This is a genomic window from Aquimarina discodermiae (assembly GCF_040786235.1).
In the GTDB taxonomy this organism is placed as follows: domain Bacteria; phylum Bacteroidota; class Bacteroidia; order Flavobacteriales; family Flavobacteriaceae; genus Aquimarina.
Genome location: NZ_JBFMKP010000010.1, coordinates 73,212 through 90,498 on the forward strand (window position 1 = coordinate 73,212; position 17,287 = coordinate 90,498).

A 17,287-nucleotide genomic window follows, 5' to 3' on the forward strand; every position below is an offset into this window, starting at 1 on the left:
CCCCCAACATGAAAAGAATTCCAATACTGCTATTTTTCTTTTTTGTTTTCTGCTTATATGCTTGTAATCAAGAAAGTGTAGAAGATTTAGTTCCTGAAACCGAAGAAACTTCTAACAACGATCCTTCAAGTGATGAAACTTCTGATGATGAGGTTATACCAGAATTACCAGAAAATGTAATTACAACTCCTTGTGATTTTAACCTCTCTAACGTTGCGGCCAATTCTACCATTGTGTTAAATTGTGTTTTGGACTTAAATGGTGCTACTATAACATTACCTTCTAACGTAAAATTTGATTTTGAAGGAGGTGATATTGTTGGTGGTGGTAAACTAGTTTTTTCTGGTGGTACGATTGACGGTAGATTGTTAAGCTCTGACCTTACCTTAGAAGGAGACGTAACTTTGAAAGATTCGTCATTTAAATTCTATGCATCCAGATGGGATATTGTAGAAGGTATTACAACATCAGATATTGCTTTACAAAATACAGCAAAATTAGAAAACTTAATGTTTCAGGTTAAAGAGTTAGGTGCTACTACCTTTATTATAAATAATTTTGATGCTTATTTTGAGGTTACAAAAATAACCCCTCCTAACGTTCATGTGTTTAAAGCTAGTAAAGAAGCTATTAATGTGCCTTCGGATTTTCATTTAAAAATGACTAACAAGACTCATTTACGCACATTTCCTGCAGAAGCGGGAGTAGAAAACGGAGCGATTATATCTATTGAAGATGTTTCTAATGTCATGGTTAGCGGAGGTACTTTACATGGGGATAGAGATCAACGTGTTTATTCTTCTTCTGATAATGGATTAGAGGGGTCACACCTTTTTTACATAAACTCAGGAAGAAATGTAACTCTTGATGGTATTACATTTATAAATGGTTCTAAAGGAGCCCTAAGTATAATGTCTAAAGGCTTTTCATATAATCCAGATACTTATAAGCCTACTACTGGGGCAACCATTAAAAATTGTACTTTCAAAAATTCTAGAAGAATGGGTATTGCACTTACCGATGGGCGTGATATCTATATAGAAAATAATACTTTTATTAATTCTGGACAGCCTTCTTCTAATTCTGACGGCGGCGAAGTTGGTTATGCGATTAATATAGAACCCGCAAGAAGAAGAGATGAAAATGGTGAATTACAAGAGCAGCAAAAAGTATTTGATGTTTTTATTAGAAACAATACCGAAACAAATAGTAGAGGTGGTTTTGTAACCGTAACAATTGGCCAAGATATAACTATAGATGATAATGAGATCGATACAAGAATTGTATATTCATTAACATCAGGTACCCGAATCATAAACAATCAGTTTACGGCCTCTGCAAAATCTTCTGAAAGTTTTGCAATTTTTGCAGCAGGTGTAGGTGAAACCGTTTTTAATAATGAAGTAAGCGGAAACCATATCTCTGGATATAGTTTAGGAATTTCTGTAGGCTCGCGAGAAGCTCATATTAACAACAATACAATAGTGAATTGTGAAAATGGTATCCAATTGTCCAAACCTTATGATGCTGTAATAGAAAACAATAAAATAACTGTTTCAGGAAGAGGAATTACAGGTACAAACACTTTTGCGAGTAATACCCAAATTAATAATAATGAAATTAACGCTAGTGGTTTTCATTTATACTTTGTTCAGTTAAATAACAAAGATGGACAAGAAAACTATCAGGTAAATGTTGAAAATAATAAATTTGTTACCAACTCTAAAAAAGTAGTATTTTCTAATATCAATGGTGTTAACTTTAAAAACAATCAAGTTATTGGTGGATTAGAGATTGGAAATTCTTCCAACATAACGGTATCCGAAAACACTTTTAAACCCGATGAAAGTGATGGTATTAGATTGTATAGCACCAATTTAGATGTTTCAATTCTTGAAAATACAATTTCAGAGCCCACCGGAGCAGCTAGATATGTCTGTATAAATGACGACTCTAATGCTTCTAGCGTTATTACAAACTCTGGAAACACTTGTAATTAAACTTTTTAAAATACAGTAAAACAATAAGGCCTATATACTAAAAATATAGGCTTTATTTTGTGTTAATTTTTTCTATTATTTTTTTTGTGAAAATTCGAGCGCCTGTGTCGTTTAAGTGAGATTTATCATGAAATAGTTCTTCTTTACCATAAAATTCTTCATCATTAAAAAAATCTAAGAATTGAATGTTCTCCTTTTCTGATAATTCTACCATCATATTGTATGACAAATTTTTGGATAAATCCACTTCATAAAAAGTTGGAGAAGTTACAAAAATCAACTTTACATTATTCTTCCTTGCATTATATATAAACTCGGTAAATGAGTTTACAAAATTCTCGTCAATTTCTTCAATATATTCTTTTTCAAAAACATCATCATGTTGTTGATCTTTTGAAGGGTTGATTTTACCATATAAAGGTCGATACCCATTAGTATCGATTTGTGGAGATAAAAAATAACGTATTACATGAACAATTGTCGAATTAGATTGATATGCCTTAAAAAAAAGTTGAAAATTTAAAAGTTTGGATTTTAAGCTCAAAATGGACTCTAATTCATCTTTGTAGTCTTCATAATACGGGTATAAATCCGCCAATCTGTCATAAGCAATATCTGACTTAAACAAAAAGTTTTCATCAATGTTTAAAATCATGATATCCGGCTTTTTATTTCTTAAAATCATTCTTTGCATTGCAAGATGAAACAAAAGTTGTTGTCCCTCTGCTCCATTATTGTAACAAGAAGTTTTCAATTCTTTTTCAAATATTTCAGGAACATAATGTCTATGAGCATGCGAGCTTCCAAAAATCATTATTTTGGCATTCGATTCTCTAATAGCATAGATAGATCTAGCATATTTACCCGTTTTTTGTTGAAAAAAAAGTTGCTTTGTAATCGACCCTAAAGCAAAATCTATTATTAGAAACAAAATAATAAACTTCGAAAGTTTTAATAATGTTATTTTATATTCCATTTTTATAGTTTTCAAAATTGAAAATATATAAACTGACTTTCTCCAAACACTCCTAAATATAGAATTATAAATACTATAGTAGCATACCAAGCCATTCGTATTAACCCAAATTTATTTTTTGAAAATGAATAAAAGGAATTAAAATACTCTCTCTTTAGTTCAACCGTAAAAAGAATACTAATTGCCAACAAAGCATACAACAAAGCAGCTATGTCATCACCACTACCAATGTATAGATTCCCTGGTACTGTTAAAACCTTATAAATAATATAAAAAGCATCATTAACACTATTAGATCTAAAAAAAACCCAAGTAAAATTAACAATACAAAAAGTTATAAAAACGTTTAAAACTCCTTTTCTTTCTTTTTTAAACAATAAGGTTTCTATAATTAAATATATCCCGTGGATTGCACCCCATATGATAAACGTCCAATTTGCTCCATGCCACAAACCACTAATCAAAAACGTAATAAACAGGTTAAAAAACCATCTGGGTTTTTCTACACGATTACCCCCTAACGGAATATATACGTAATCTCTAAACCACGTTGACAAGGAAATGTGCCATCGACTCCAAAATTCTCTTAAAGATGTAGAAAAATAAGGCCTGTTAAAATTTGTTATAAGATCGAACCCAAAAAGCTTTGCTGTACCTATGGCAATTAGAGAATAGCCGGCAAAATCTCCATAAATTTGAAAGGCAAAAAGTATGGTAGCTACTATAAAACTAATCCCTTCATGATTCTCGATATTATTATAAACTGCATTTACATAAATTGCTGCTCTATCTGCTACAACCAATTTCAAAAAAAAACCCCAAATTATAAATTTGATACCAGTAGAAATATAACTGTAATTATATTTTCTTGGTCTCAAAAATTGCGGTATTAAATTACTGGCTCTTTCTATTGGACCTGCCACTAACTGAGGAAAAAAGGAAACAAATGTGGCAAAAGCAATAAAGTCACTAGTGGGTATTATTTTTTTCTTGTATATATCTATAGAATAGGATAAGGTTTGAAACGTATAAAAAGAAATTCCCACTGGCAGAATTACTTTGATCAACCATGAATTATCGGATTGATAACCAATAGACGACAAAGCACTGATCCAAGATGTTATAAAAAAATTATAATATTTAAAAAATACCAATAACCCTATATTAAATATAATACTAACTCCTAGCCATTTTTTTCTGGTAAGCTTATTTTCTGAATTATATAAGCATTTTCCAACAAAAAAATCGACAATCGTACTTAATGCAATTAATACTAAAAACCTATAATCCCACCAACCATAGAAAGTATAACTTGCTATTAATATTAAACAATTTTGTCCCTTTACACTTTTCCCTAAAAAAAACCAGTATAAGACAAAAGTTATTATTAAAAAAAATAAGAAGTCAAACGAATTAAAAAGCATGCATCAAATTCTTTGTTTTAATAATAAAGAAAACTATGTGACATCATAAAATTATACTTTAGCATACTTATCAATAGAAAAGTTTCTCTTAACTGCATCAAATTTTCCATTAGGCCCTAAAGGAATATCGGTCACAATATTAAACTTAAAATCAATACTACTTCCTAATCTCTCTTTTAGATTTTTAAGTAAATTATCTCTCATTACCTCATTAAAATTTTGATCTGCTATAATATTTACTATAACATCTTGAGGACTTTCCTGTATAATCTGACTTTTAAGAATTCCTTCTAATCCTTTATAAGCTGTATCCATTCGCCCCACGTATCCCTTTTCTTCTGTCCATAAAATATCGTCTTCTCTACCTGTAAGTTTTTCGATAATTGGCATTACACAGTTACAAGGACATTTTTTTGATGCTTCACTTAATAATACAGTATCTTCTATATTATATCTAATCAATGGTGTTTTTAAATTCGTAAAACTAGTTACCACTAATTGTGCAACATCTCCCGGTTTTGCAACTTCTCCACTACTATTAATAAACTCAAAATAACCAGAATCCATATTTAAGTGTAAATTTCCTTCTATACATTCTGTGATAAAAGGACTTCCTTCACTAGAAGCATATTGATTGAATACTTTACAGTTAAACGCTTTTTCAATTTCCAACCTTTGATAATCATATAAAGTTTCTGCTGTTACCGCTATTGCTTTTGGCTTAAAATTTAGTTTAATATTATTTTGATTTATGAATTTACTAATGATATACACTGCAGAAGGATATCCGTCTATTAATACGGGTTTAAATCGCTTAATTTTTTTTACATAATGGTACATATTATCCTCTGTTAGATGATATGTAGACATTAACAATTGGTTTTCAAAATAATTATACACCCAAAAAGGTGGTTTTCTGGTAGAAGGATGTACTATCAATCTTCCTGAAAAACGAATTTGCCTTACTCTTTTAGTATGTAATCCAATAGTGTAATGAAATCTTCTCCACAAAGCAAAAGATCTATTTATTGACTCTTTGTCCAGATAATTTATAGTAGGAGAACCCGAAGTTCCACTGGTATACCCAACTGCATCTTTTGGTCTTTTAGTATTAACAATAAGATCTGCATTACTTTTCCTTTCTGCCTTTTTTAGAATAGGCATTTTATTAAGAACTTCATAAGGATCTTCTTGAATCATTTGCATTGTTATACCCAATGATTTCATGATTTTACTATACCATTCGGAATACTCATACGCTTCACTCAACAAAACTACAAGTCGATTCTTTTGATATTGGATTATGGTTTTTTCATCAGCATTCCATAAACCTATATATTCTTTTAAATATGCTTCAAACTCTTTGGTATATCGCTTCTTACTATTTTGATATGCTTTTATATTTAAAAGAAGAAATTTAAATGGGTATGGTAACTTATTGTATATGTTTTCTTGTAGTTTCCCCATAATTATTTACTTATCTGTTTTAAATAAAATTCTTCAATTTTTCTAGTATTCGATATAATATCATACCCTCCTTTAACAATGGCTTCTTTAGTGTTTTGCTTTTCATAACCTTTACTATTTAAAATTTGATCTGCCCAAAACCGGGGAGAATCTTGTATTGAAAGAAATTTGATATTACTCGTTAATTCCACTTCTTTAGTGATCGTATCTGATGCAAGAATTTTTAATCCAGATGCCTGAGCTTCTATTAGGGTAACTGGCAAACCTTCATAAAAAGAAGGAAAAACAAAAAAATGCAGCATTTGGCATAATTTAGGGATATCAGGGCGTACTCCCAAAAATTGAATTTTATGATCTACTTTCATTTTTTTAGCCGCTTGCTCTATATTACTTCTTAAAGGACCATCTCCTATTAATACTAAGCTAACATTCTCTTTTTTATTTAATACTTCTTCAAATATTTTCAATAAAAACTCATGATTTTTTTGGCTTACAAACCTTCCAATATGACCTAGAACCAACTCATCACAAAGGCCAAGTTTTTCTTTATAAGCTGCTTCAATTGTCTTGTCATATAAAAAACTCTCTGTATCAATTGCATTATTCATTGTGGTAAAAGGAGAGTTATCAAATAACCACTCCCCTGCTTTTTGACCACAGGACAGAAAATGTGTTGCGTGATTTTTAATTCTTTTCTTTAACTGAAGTTTTATTATTTTTTTTATAGTTTCACTTTTACTTTCTTTTGATTTAAAAAGTGAAAATATATTTACCTTATCAATTGCAATATGAGCATGTGCAATACGACATGGAATACCAAACTCTTCTGCTATTTTTAAAGGAAAGCAACTAAATGTATTTAAATGAGAGTGAATTATCCTGTACTCATTATGTTGGTTCAAAAATGCTCTAAGTTCTTTATAATACTTGTTTGGAAATAATGGGTTGATTGCATCAAATCGGTAAATATTACCTCCCATTTCTTCTATTTCATCATCAAAAGCTCCTCTATTTTTCCTATGTACTAAAAAATCAAATTGAATCCTACTTTTATCCAATTTTCTATAATAGTTCATAATCATAGACTCTGCCCCTCCACGATTCATGACCGTAAAGACTTGTAGTACTCTAAAGACTCCCATTAAAATTCTCCTTTTGTTTTAATTCTTATATAAATATTTAATGCAACTCCAAACGGAATTGCTAATATGGTTATTAACTTTTGAGGAGACTCCTTTAAAAATGCAATATTTTTAACAAACATAGAGCTAGACACATAATGAATAGCATTTTTAAACTTCTCTTTAAAACCACGACCTAATTTCATTCTGCTTTTTCTTGAAAATGCAAAACCATTTGGGTGTCTTCTATATTGTTTAAGCATATTCATACTAGAACCATCCTGAAGATATTCTACAATACAAAACACTTCATTTACTGGCAATAATTTATAATCCTGATCTATCAACTGGTATAAATATCCTAGTGGTACAAAACGCTCTCCTTCAAAAATAGGATATGCAGGGTATTTTTTCACTACCTCTGTTCGATATACTAATTTTTTATCTCCCAACACCTTATGAGTATGATATATATCATACAAGGTGGTCTCTTTTACATGGTCTGGTATTGGGGTACCAATAATATCTCCTTTTATATTGGCATCAAGACCAGCTATTCCTGCAAAATGAGGTTTATCCTTGATTGTCTCCCAATGTATCAGTATTTTTTGGATGGCATCGTCTGGCATATAATCATCACTATCAATACAAACGTTAAGCGTAGTCTCTATAAGTCTATATGCTGCATTATGCCCACCATGCATACCTTGATTTGCTTGATAGTGATATATAATATCTATACTGTTCTCATCGATCCATGACTGTACCAATGTTTTTGTATTATCGGTAGAACCATCATCAATAATAAGCCAAACAAAATCCTGGTTAGTTTGCCGTATCAAACTTTGATAACATTGATCAAGGCAATATGCTCTGTTATAAGTAGGAGTAAATACTGTAATCGTTTTCATGTTTTATCATTAATTTGTCTCTAATTAAGAGTATAAATAGTACATTGAATAGGTAAACATAAAGTAAACTAATAACACTTTACCTATCATAAAATGGTGATCTTTAAAAAATTTTTGTTTAAGAAAAGGGTAAACTATAATTAGTCCCATCATAAACCATGATAAATAAGCAAATCTATTAGAGTAATTAGCTCTAATAATTAATACCCAAAATCCATTACAAATTAGATATGTATTAAGAAGCTGATAATAAAGAGTGTCTTTAAAATCTTTCTTATAAACAAAATACCAACCAGCAAAAACGGCAAAAGCACTATGAAATAAAAAGTCCCATCTAAACCCTGTACTTGCAAACGTCCCCTCTTCTGATTGAGATGTTAAATATCCAGAAAGTCTATCATCTGCAAATCCTAAACTACTAAAAATGGATATCCAAACTCCGCCCATAACTAACGACAAAGGAATACACGCCAACCAACCTTTTAAATATGTTTTAGGGTTATTATAGAAATAGGTTACTATAAAAGCCAAAATAGGTAAAAACATTGTTGAATGAAAAGACGATGATAGTATAAATAATATTGCCATAACAATCTTGTTTCTATAATAACTAACTCCCAATAAAAAAACAGAAGTAGCGGCTCCATTTCTAATACCATTAACACCATAGGTATAGAAAGAGAAAGAAACAACAAACATTAAAAACGCATAAAACCAATATTCTTTAAAAAATGTCTTTGAAATTTTATACAATGGAAGAATATATATAGCAGCAGTAACTGTAAAAAAAGTACGTGTTGTAACTATATAGGACAGCGCCTTCATGTATACATGAAAAAAAATATCTTTTGTCCCCCGTATTTCTCCACCTAAACGATAATAATCAAAATATCGGGTATAGGTACGCATATCTCCAAAATATCTACCACTTAACTGTCTTTGACCTAAGTATAAAATCAAAAAGACAATAATAATATATCCAGTAACATTGATATAACTAACATTTATTTTATCCTCTATTTGTAATATACGAGTATGCAACAAAGTAAATAACACAAAGAAAAAAAGAATATTTATGTAAACCGGAAAATATATTTCTACAGGAACAAAATCAAACATGTTCTTTTAATTTTACGTTTTTGCCTTTAGATTCATACAAAAGCTAAATGATTCTATAAGCTCTGTCAAACATATGAATTCTTTTTTACTTTATATTTTACTATACATTATATCTTAAATTCCATAAATAGAATCACATAGGTTTTTGGTAAACTCTTTACCTGAAAATTTATCTATATGGTGCCCATCATATGTTTTATACTTGATCTCTTTACAACTGTTAAAATCAAAAAAAGGAATATCTTTTGCGTTTGACAATGAATCAATAATGTGTCCAAATTTTGGGTAAAACTGTTCTTCATAACCTAAATACTCTTTGCTTATTGGCATTCTTACCATGTATACATTTCCATGCTGCTTCAATTTTGTAATCAAAGTATCTAAGCTTTTAATTCGCATTTTAGATAATTTGAATTTTTCCCGATCTCTTAAAAACACTCTAATTTGTTTCTTCTTCCAATTTTTAAAAACTAATTCATTTTTAGGCAAATTGGTTTCCTCTAACCAACCATCTTTATGAAGAACAGAACTTTTTCTATAAACCCCTTTAAAATGAAAAAAAGACAAGTTTTTGATTAGGTATTCATAATTTGGGTTGATAGATACAAAACTCATATTATGTGGAGGTTGATCTGACTCTCTAAACTCTCCTTTTTGGTTATCATAATCTTCATGAGACGTTAACATTTCTGGCGTAATAGAAATTATAAAAATTCCATCCTTAGATGCTTTATCTAATTTTTTAAAAATACTTTTATTATATAAAGGACCTATAATAGCTTGTGCAATGGTAAAGCTATAATTAAAAATGGGTAAGTCTAAATCAGTATCTTTAAAATACTTATTAATAACTCTAGGTTGAATTCCTTGCAAACTTCTTGAGTCGCCTATAATCATTGACTTTGCTTTAGGTGTTGTGAATTTTTCGTAAAAATAATCTATGGATCCTCCATAATTCATAAGAACAAATGTCAATACTCCAAGGCATATCATGAAAAAAAGACTTAATTTAAAAAGTAAACGTTTCATATTGATTTAAAATTGAAAATAGATAAAAGTACTCGCGCTCTTTCCAAAAAACAGGATTAACAAAAAAATAGATATGTAAGCTCCCCATCTTACATAAACAGGAAAGTTACTAATATCAAAATCATGCTTTTTTTCTCTGTTATACCACTCTACTCCCACAAAAAAACCTATTAGACCTATGGTTATAATGGCTACATTACTAAACAAAACCGTTGGATTAGTAAACAAACTTGAAGAAAAAATAATCCCCAAATAATCAAATGCCATGGTAACACTCTCTGCTCTAAAAAAAATATCTGTTAGCATGATCAAAACAAATAGCAACAACATTTTAGCTATTTCTTTTACAGACGGAAACAATTTTCCTTTGGCTACAATCTCTGATGAGTTCATTTTTCCAGAATATACCAGTGGTATAAAATAGAATCCATGTAACAACCCGTAGGCTACAAAAGTCCAATTGGCTCCATGCCAAAATCCAACTAATACAAAGGTTGCAATGATGGCAAAAATAAGCCCTATTTTTTGGTACTTTCTAAGGGTAAAAGAAAGCGGAGTAAATACATAATCCATCATCCATGTAGTTAAAGAGATATGCCATTTTCTCCAGAAATCACTAATATTTACAGAAAAGAACGGCGTTGCAAAATTGCGCATTAGTTGTATTCCAAAGAGTTTTGAAATGCCTATGGCCATATTAGAATATCCAGAAAAATCTGCATATAGCTGTATGGCATAGAAAAAAGTACCTACTAATAATACACTTCCTGATTTGTCCTGATAATTCTCGAAAATAGTATTCGAGAAATGTGCACAATTTTCTGCTACCACTACTTTTGCAAATAGTCCCCATAAAATTTGTCTTAACCCATCTACAATAGTATCATAAGATAACTTTCTTTTTTCCTGGATTTGAGGTAAAAAGCCAGATGCTCGTTCTATAGGACCTGATAATATCTTTGGAAAAAAACTAACAAATACAGAAAATTCTAATAAATCGGTATTAGGTTCGATCTCTTCATTATACACATCGATCAGATATCCCAGAGTTTGAAACGTAAAAAAACTGATTCCCAAAGGTAATAATATCGACAATGCAGAATGATTAGACTCAACCCCAAATACACTTAGAAGATCATAAAACCCTTCATAAAAAAAGTTGAAATATTTAAAATATAACAACAGTCCTACATTAAAAATTAGTCCTATATATAAGAAAATACTTTTTTTACGCTCTTCTGGCACCTTATATATTTTTAACCCCAAATAGAAATTTACAAGGATACTAACCCCTAGTAAAATCAAGAATCTCCAATCTGCCCAGACGTAAAACAATATGCTTACCAACAGTAAAAATATGTTTTGATACACACTGGATTTACTAAACACCAACCAGTATAATAAAAAGACCGGAATAATAAAGCCTACAAAATCTAATGAATTAAAAACCACTTGTTCTTATTTATATTTTTGCCTGAATCACTGTAACAAGCGATCCCAGATTTTTTAATTTATTTAAATCTCTAAGTTTAAACTTAATATTTAACCCTTCTTCAATTTTGGTAATAATCATCATATGAGATAATGAATCCCAACCATCTACATCTTTGGCAGTCAACTCATCATGTAATTCGAATCTATCATGATTAAGAACAGATACCAACACCTCTTTTAACTTCTCTTTTATTTCACTTGCTTCCATAAATATGTATTATTCAAATAATTCCTTTAATTTTTTTCGATCAATTTTTCCGTTTGTATTTAGAGGAAAAGTACCTACAAACTTAATTTGCGTTGGGATCATGTAAGGAGGTAATTTTGTTTTTAAAACTTCTAACATCTCCTTTGTATCAAAAGTCTTTGTTTCTAGCACCAATCCAATTTCTGTATTATGGATGTTGTTTACAAAAGCTAATGCAGCAACATTTATCTTGTCTAATGCGGCTTTAGAATGAAACTCGATCTCTGATAACTCTACTCTAAATCCTTGTATTTTTGCTTGAAAATCTACTCTTCCCAAGTATAATATATCTCCATCTTCATCTACAGTACACAAATCGCCTGTTCTATAAAATCTTATATTTTTCCCTTCTATATCCAAATTAAAAAAAGAAGCTTTGTTTTTTTCTTCGTTTTTCCAATATCCAGAAGTAAGTTGTGCACCACTAAGACACAATTCGCCTTGTTCTCCCTGGACAACCGGTTTATTTTCATCATCGACTATAATGGTTTTGGTATTTTGCATACCCTTACCTATGGCCAAAACTCCGTTATGAGTTTTATTTATGTCTTCTCTATTGTAAGTATATTCTGTACAAAAAATTGTACATTCTGTTGGGCCGTAAACATTAGCAATCGCCGCATTAGGAACACATTTTGCCCACTCTTCTGTAACATCCAATGGCAACGCCTCTCCACAAAAAAGACTTAATCTCATTTTAGGACAATCAATTTCATCAAAATAAGGTCTTAGATAATGTAGGATTGATGGAACCATGAGCGCAAAAGTTAACTCATAATCCTCCATTAGTTCAAAAATATAGCTATACTTTATCTCTTCTTTTGGTATGGTATAGATACTCGCTCCATTCAGTATTGGTACCAAGTATGAAATAACAGATAAATCAAACGTTAATTCAAACATTTGTAAACATCTGTCTGTACTACTTATATTATAACTAAGTTTATCAAAGGCATCTATAAATCCTGACAAATTACCATAGGTAATTGGTACTCCTTTTGGAGTTCCTGTAGTACCCGAAGTAAAGAAAATATACGCTAGGTCATCATCTGATATCGTTACAGGTGTTAAGTCAATAGGAACATCTGATAAATTAGAGGTTGATATAACTTCTACATTATGAATAATTTTTTCTGTAGAAGAATCTAAGATAGTAGTAATTCCCGCTTGAGCAATCACCGCAGTATTTCGTTCTTCAGGAAAATCTGGATGAATAGGTACGTAAGTCTTACCTTCTAACCATAATGCTATAATAGAACCATATGTATAAATATCATCATTAGTTATTAAGCCTATAATTTTTTCGTCTTGCTTAATAGCATTTTGAATGCTTGATCTAATATTTGTAATTACCTGAGCGAACTCTTTATACGTATAATGCACATGGTTAATACAAAAAGCATTATTTGTATAATTATTCTCTATTGATCTTTGTATATCGTGTATTAAATTCATTTCACAAGTCATTAACTACAAAGCAAGTAAGTATAAAATTATACTTTTTTACCATCTTTTTTAATAATTCTTCCAGGATTACCTACCACCACACAGTTATCTGGTACATTTTTTACGACCACCGCTCCTGCTCCTATAACGCAATTATCTCCAATCATAATATCACCAATGATAATAGCTCCCGTATAAATGGAAACGTTATTTCCTATTTTTGGTCTTTTTCCGTTTACTTCTCCAACAGTAACCAAATGATTTACATATAGATTTTCTCCAATACTGTCTGCATTAAGAATTGTACTATAAGGATGACCAGAAACAATTCCGCCCCCTAATCGCATTGTTCTATCTAATTTAAAATACTCTTCTCTTCTACAATATACATTAAGAATACTAGCAAATAACCCTTTGTTTCTAAAATAAAAAATGGTTCTAAAATCAGACGAATATGTCAAGAAGTATAATAACAAAGAAATTTTCCCTTTTTTCACTCCTTTGGTAATCGCCCACTGTTCCAGATCTTTATCTATCTCATCTCTATTTTTACTTCTTAAGTACATAAAAATATGAGGAATCAATACTATTTTATAAAATAGCGCAATTATTTTTTTCATGTGTTTATAATATTGTTTTAGATGTCATACCTCGACTTAGCTCAGTACAAGTATAGAACTCGTCAAACAATCATTTTTGGGATGTATCAAAAACGTCGTTATGACCTGTTTCATTTTACACTCTTTTTACTGTTAAATCTTCAAACATATTCTGCCACTTGTTCATTATTTTGGGAACCTCATAATTGGCAGCATTTTCTCTTGCATTTTTACCCATTGCTACTAATCGTTCGTGATCATTCATTAAATCTATCAATTCATTTGCAAAAGTTTCGTTATCATAAAGTGGTACTAAAACTCCAGTATTATTATCTATAATACTTTTGGGTCCATGTGGACAGTTATAAGATACGATAGGTAAACCACATGCTTGGGCCTCTAATAATACCAAAGGAAAACACTCATTATGTGATGACATAACATATATTGAGGAATTCAGCATTTTTTTCTGAACTTCACTGGTAGCCCCCATAAGTTTCAAACTATCATTTAATCCCTTTTCATTAATCTTTTTTTGTAATTTCTTTTCATAAGCTTCATCACCACTACCGTATATATGCAATTTCCAATCCGTACATTTTTTTTGTACTAAATCCCATATATCAATTAATAGGTCATACCCTTTTACTCTAGCTATTCTTCCTGCCGATATAACTACTTTATTTGATATATCAGAAATAGTTTCTGGGTAAAATGTTAACGGATTAGGAATTACAGCCGTATTATTCGATTTGTAATAAGGTGCTTCATTATGATTTAACACTACTAATCTATCGTATTTAAGCTCTACATAATCTGCGAATTTAAAAAAGTACTTTTTTAAAATATTTTTAGAATGTAAACGAGGCCCTGTTTCTATGGATTTAGAAAAATGAAACTCTTTTACTTTAGGAACTTTTTTACAAATAAAAGGCATGAAATATGTATCTGTACTATGACTACACACTACAATAACATCTGGGTTTATGCTCTTTATATACGATTTTATACGACCTATGTGTTTAGGCAGTTTTAAAAGGTTAACTGGATGAAAATATGATTTTTTTCTATTGTAATTAACCTCTAGGTCTTCAAAAGAAATTTTGGAGTTAAAATCATAACAAGACGCGTTATCTTTTTGCTCGGTAGTTATGATATGAATTTTATACCCAGGTTGTTCTGCCAGGTAATTAGCCTTAATAGACAACACCCTTTCTATACCGCCGTGCATATAAACTTGATCAACAATAAAAATAATTTTCATCCTTAATCTAATTTTCCTGTTATCTTTTTAAACAAATCATTCCATTCTGCAGTAATTTTCTCTGGTAAATAACGCTGCACATCTTTTCGAGCATTCTTACCCATTGCAGATCTTGTTTCGCTATTTCCGACAAGAAGCTTAATACCATTAGCCAATCCGGTAATATCATTATTAGCCACTAATACTCCATTATGCTGATCAGAAATGATATCTGATGGCCCGTAAGGGCAATCAAAAGAAACACATGGGACACCATAGGCCATAGCCTCTGTTAGTACCATACCAAATCCTTCGTATCTTGATGACATCACATATACCGAAGCTTCTTTATACTTCTCTGCTATATTCTTTACCGGGGCATAAAAATTAACACGTTCTGATATCCCTAAGGTATCGGCTTGTTCATCTAATCCTTCTTTCTTACTAATGGTACCGTAGATATCTAATGTCCAATTGGGATATTCCTCTAATACCATTTTCCAGCTATCTAATAGTCTGTCATATCCTTTCTGAAAACTTTGTTTACCAACGGCCAGTACCTTTTTATTTTGCAAACTACTTTGCTCATCAGGATAAAATGATAAAGGGTTAGGAATTACCATAAGATTTTTAAAATTCCATTCATTAAGGTTGCCATTTGTTAGTACTACAAAACGATCATAAAACTTGCCTCCAAAATTCATCAACCCGTACTTAACTTTAGTAAGTAATCGGCTTGTAAAAGATGGGTTCTCTTTTCCTATTTCGACATTTTTTGACACATGTCGTTCATAAATCATTGGGCAAGGTTTCCCTATAATCAAGGGCACAAAAAAACCTTTTAGTCCATCGTCACAAACCGCAATAACATCTGGATTTATTTTTTTTACAACATTTCTCAACCTAGAAACATATTGGTATACATGTTTTAAAGGGTTTCCTTTTGCGTTAATATTATGATACGTTAATTTTGGGCTAAAATCATAAAAAAGATCTTGATTTTTTTGATTCAATGTAATCACATGTACATCATAATCAAATTTATCTGCAAGCATAGAAGCTTTAATAGATAATACCCTTTCTAACCCTCCAGGGCCATCAATCATATTCGTTATATATAACAACTTTTTCATCTATCTACTTCCTGTTAAGAGAGAATATATTTTAGGAGTTTTCTTTTGAAGTAACTTTGCAAAAGCAACACAAATAAGTGTAGCTAGTATTGAGCTCACAAAAAATAATATCAACAAAACAACATCATTTTCTCCTATAAGTTTCACATAAACCTTAGTAAAATAAGTTAAAGCAACACCATGTGCTGCATAAATAAAAAATCGATATCCATAAAGTGCTTTATTCGTTAGTTCATATTTTCTATTAATAAAATCATACATCGTCCACACTGTAAAAAATCCAACGAACATAGTAATTCTTTTACAAACTATATGAATCAAATGTGTTTCTTCGTACGTTTCTCTTACGTAAAAATTAAAAAAGATAAGTATCGCCCAGACTACTATAGACAATAAATGTGTAGATGTTTTAAAGTTAGAAATTATATTAAGTTTAGCAATAGAAGTATATGCCCCACATGTAAAAGAAAATAATCCTAAATATTGAAATAAATTTACATTATTTACATAGAGTAAGCTCGGTTGTTCTAAAAAGAGTAACGCACATAAAAAAATTAAGAAATAAATTTTTAAATATTTTATTCCCAAATAAATTAATGGTGTCATTAACACATAAAATATAAGCTCTCTAATAAACCAAAATGTATAATTTATCGGATCAACAAACGCTAGCCAAATTTGTTTCCATAATGGCATATCTAATAATCGTTTTTCAAAAAAATCCGATAGCATAGGAATCAATTGAATAACAAATACAATTAAAAACCATAGCCCACACCATAAAAAATATGGTATTACCAATGTTTTAAACCTATTTTTTATTTTTCTTTTAAAAGTAAATACAGATAAATCATGGTTCTTAAAAAAAAGAAACCCTGAAATAAAAAAGAACATTGGGATAAAGATATTTGACAATTCTAATGCAAATAGGTACTCTATATAATAGACTATTTCTCTATTAGTTTCAATACTTAAGCTAGTTAGGTTATAGGCATGACAGACGACAACCATAAAAATAGAATAGAAAGAAAGAATCCGTATTTTATCACTTACATTTTGATCAATAGGTTTCATGAAA

Annotated in this window: 15 protein-coding genes; 1 reads left to right on the plus strand and 14 read right to left on the minus strand. The window is 30.3% G+C overall.

What is annotated here, in order from left to right; all coding sequences use genetic code 11:
- The first annotated feature begins 8 nt into the window (after nt 1-8).
- Entirely contained in the window at nt 9-2,000 is a 1,992-nt protein-coding gene (locus tag ABW636_RS07995) for a right-handed parallel beta-helix repeat-containing protein (RefSeq protein ID WP_367589444.1), read from the plus strand.
- Between the two features lie 52 nt (nt 2,001-2,052).
- On the opposite strand, the gene ABW636_RS08000 is transcribed toward ABW636_RS07995, so the two are convergent.
- The 14 genes from ABW636_RS08000 to ABW636_RS08065 form a co-directional block, all read right to left on the minus strand.
- Entirely contained in the window at nt 2,053-2,976 is a 924-nt protein-coding gene (locus tag ABW636_RS08000; protein ID WP_367589445.1) for an SGNH/GDSL hydrolase family protein, read from the minus strand.
- An 11-nt stretch (nt 2,977-2,987) separates the two neighbouring features.
- On the minus strand, nt 2,988-4,130 hold the full coding sequence (locus ABW636_RS08005) for an MBOAT family O-acyltransferase (protein WP_367589446.1): 1,143 nt from the start codon (nt 4,128-4,130) through the stop codon (nt 2,988-2,990).
- Between the two features lie 321 nt (nt 4,131-4,451).
- The gene (locus ABW636_RS08010) at nt 4,452-5,867 is read right to left on the minus strand and encodes a phenylacetate--CoA ligase family protein (protein WP_367589447.1); all 1,416 of its coding nucleotides are present in this window, start codon (nt 5,865-5,867) and stop codon (nt 4,452-4,454) included.
- Nucleotides 5,868-5,869: 2 nt separating this feature from the next.
- Nucleotides 5,870-7,009, minus strand: coding sequence for a glycosyltransferase family 1 protein (locus ABW636_RS08015; RefSeq protein WP_367589448.1), 1,140 nt, complete (start codon nt 7,007-7,009; stop codon nt 5,870-5,872).
- Nucleotides 7,009-7,899, minus strand: coding sequence for a glycosyltransferase family 2 protein (locus tag ABW636_RS08020; RefSeq protein WP_367589449.1), 891 nt, complete (start codon nt 7,897-7,899; stop codon nt 7,009-7,011). The genes ABW636_RS08015 and ABW636_RS08020 overlap by 1 nt, the downstream gene beginning before the upstream one ends.
- Before the next feature lie 24 nt (nt 7,900-7,923).
- Nucleotides 7,924-9,018, minus strand: coding sequence for an EpsG family protein (locus ABW636_RS08025; RefSeq protein ID WP_367589450.1), 1,095 nt, complete (start codon nt 9,016-9,018; stop codon nt 7,924-7,926).
- Nucleotides 9,019-9,132: 114 nt separating this feature from the next.
- On the minus strand, nt 9,133-10,047 hold the full coding sequence (locus ABW636_RS08030) for a hypothetical protein (RefSeq protein ID WP_367589451.1): 915 nt from the start codon (nt 10,045-10,047) through the stop codon (nt 9,133-9,135).
- Nucleotides 10,048-10,053: 6 nt separating this feature from the next.
- Nucleotides 10,054-11,499: an MBOAT family O-acyltransferase gene (locus tag ABW636_RS08035; RefSeq protein ID WP_367589452.1), complete on the minus strand. Its 1,446-nt coding sequence runs from the start codon at nt 11,497-11,499 to the stop codon at nt 10,054-10,056.
- Between the two features lie 10 nt (nt 11,500-11,509).
- Nucleotides 11,510-11,749 (minus strand): acyl carrier protein, encoded by a 240-nt coding sequence (locus ABW636_RS08040; RefSeq protein ID WP_367589453.1) that lies wholly within the window; start codon nt 11,747-11,749, stop codon nt 11,510-11,512.
- A gap of 9 nt (nt 11,750-11,758) precedes the next feature.
- Nucleotides 11,759-13,243, minus strand: a complete 1,485-nt coding sequence (locus ABW636_RS08045; RefSeq protein WP_367589454.1) for an amino acid adenylation domain-containing protein — start codon at nt 13,241-13,243, stop codon at nt 11,759-11,761.
- A 38-nt stretch (nt 13,244-13,281) separates the two neighbouring features.
- Nucleotides 13,282-13,854, minus strand: a complete 573-nt coding sequence (locus ABW636_RS08050; RefSeq protein WP_367589455.1) for a hypothetical protein — start codon at nt 13,852-13,854, stop codon at nt 13,282-13,284.
- A gap of 115 nt (nt 13,855-13,969) precedes the next feature.
- Nucleotides 13,970-15,097, minus strand: a complete 1,128-nt coding sequence (locus ABW636_RS08055; RefSeq protein ID WP_367589456.1) for a glycosyltransferase family 4 protein — start codon at nt 15,095-15,097, stop codon at nt 13,970-13,972.
- A 2-nt stretch (nt 15,098-15,099) separates the two neighbouring features.
- A complete protein-coding gene (locus ABW636_RS08060; protein ID WP_367589457.1) occupies nt 15,100-16,209 on the minus strand; it encodes a glycosyltransferase family 4 protein in 1,110 nt (369 codons plus the stop codon).
- On the minus strand, nt 16,210-17,283 hold the full coding sequence (locus ABW636_RS08065; RefSeq protein ID WP_367589458.1) for an acyltransferase family protein: 1,074 nt from the start codon (nt 17,281-17,283) through the stop codon (nt 16,210-16,212).
- Between the last annotated feature and the right edge of the window lie 4 nt (nt 17,284-17,287).